A 1,712-nucleotide genomic window follows, 5' to 3' on the forward strand; every position below is an offset into this window, starting at 1 on the left:
AATTCCTCGTCGTCTACGTCCCAATCTTTGATGTCGTCATAGCAACCATCAGGATTCACTTGAACGCAAATTTTTGTTTCTCCGATAACTTCAGCAAGAAGCTCTCTTTCAACCTCAACAAGAATTTTGTTTCCGTTAGGAGAAATTGTGCATTCTAAGCAATTTGGCTGTTGTAACACTTCAACGATTACGTCACAGCTATCACCTAAGAAATTCTCATCTCTATACTTAAGTTTGATGGAATCTTTGTATGAAAGTGTTTCGGTAACAACCTCTGTTTTTGTATTGTTACCATAAGAATACCACGCGTTGACATCGAATGTGCCACATACTTCTACTGTATTCCCTTTTTTCTCCGCTTCATATTTGTGGTTAATGATCCAGCATCCTAAAATGTTGGATGGGTGGTGTGGCGGAGAAATTGTATGGGTAGACTGCGAAAACTTACGCCCTTTACCTACGACGGCTTTTGTTATAATCTCTCTGTATTTTTTTTCTTCAGACATTCGAACAAACCCTCCTCAATCAATCTTCAATTCATCCTATGCGGGACATTTGACTAGTGTGCTAAAGACTGATTTCTTTTTAATAACTTTTTGCAAGTCATTTTGATGGTTTTCTTGTGATACATGAAAAAGAATAAACAATTAAAAGTAAGTACTAAAAAAACGCAATGTCCTTCTCTTTATACATCAACCTTACGATTACCGTATAGTTCATTGTATGCGCGTGCGCCCATTTATGTACCTTTTTTTCAAAGCTGTACAAGCAAAAATATCAAACTTGAAATGATCGGCAAAAAAAATAAGGCAAAAGCTCAACGCTTTTGCCTCATACTTCTAGTGGCAGCTACTACAGCCACTACTGTTATTCACTTTTGAACCAGTTTCACCTGCTAACAAATCTCCGCCAGTAGACGTAATAATTTCATTTGTAACATTGTTTGAAATGGTATGTGCTACTAGCTGTAAAAGATCATTCACTTCAATTTGTGAGTTTTTGAATTCTTCTACAACTGGGATGCTATCAAGCTCTGCTTGTAGATTATCAATCTTTTCTTCAACCTGCTTTAACGCTTCAGACTTACCATAATGTTGGAAATTAACTGCTTGCTTTTGCAAGCTTTTGATTGTCTCAATAATCTCTTGAACTTTTTTGTTCTGATTAATTTGTGCCTCTGCACGCTTAAAGAAATCAACTTCATCTGTTTCTGCAATCATTTTTGCAAGCTCTTCTGCACGCTCAACGATTTGCTCTTTTGTAAATTGTGCCATTTTAGTTCACCTCTACCGCTTCTTCAATCATTTCTCCATCTAATGACCAAGTTTTCGCTTGTATAATTTTTACTTTTACAATTTTACCAATTGCTGATTTTGGACCTTTAAAGTTAACCAATTTATTTTTACTTGTATATCCAGCTAAAACATCCGGATTGTTTTTACTTTCACCTTCAACAAGAACTTCAACAATTTGATCTTGGTATGCAAGATTTTTCTTAGCAGAAATCTCATTTACAAGTGCATTAAGACGCTGAAGTCTTTCCTTTTTAACTTCCATTGAAATGTTGTCTTCCATTTTTGCCGCTGGTGTTCCCTCACGTGGTGAATAAATGAAAGTATATGCAGAATCAAATTCTACTTCTTTATATAAGGAAAGAGTTTCTTCAAATTGTTCATCCGTTTCATTAGGGAAACCAACAATAATATCTGTAG

At 35.5% G+C, this 1,712-nt stretch carries 3 protein-coding genes; all 3 read right to left on the reverse strand.

Annotated features, from left to right (window positions below; translation table 11 throughout):
• The coding region (locus V7147_RS24775) for an outer spore coat protein CotE (RefSeq protein ID WP_335370458.1) at window positions 1-506 on the reverse strand (506 nt) is incomplete at its 3' end.
• A gap of 333 nt (window positions 507-839) precedes the next feature.
• Window positions 840-1,274 (reverse strand): RicAFT regulatory complex protein RicA family protein, encoded by a 435-nt coding sequence (locus V7147_RS24780; protein ID WP_335370459.1) that lies wholly within the window; start codon window positions 1,272-1,274, stop codon window positions 840-842.
• 1 nt (window position 1,275) lies between these two features.
• A partial coding sequence (locus tag V7147_RS24785; RefSeq protein WP_335370460.1) for a TRAM domain-containing protein occupies window positions 1,276-1,712 on the reverse strand: 437 nt, incomplete at its 5' end.

It is taken from the genome of Bacillus sp. JJ1521 (assembly GCF_036965165.1).
GTDB lineage: Bacteria > Bacillota > Bacilli > Bacillales > Bacillaceae_L > Ferdinandcohnia.

Coding starts and splice junctions, on each gene's coding strand:
- V7147_RS24780 (WP_335370459.1), bottom strand. CDS start 1,274: ATGGCACAATTTACAAAAGAGCAAATCGTTGAGCGTGCAGAAGAGCTT.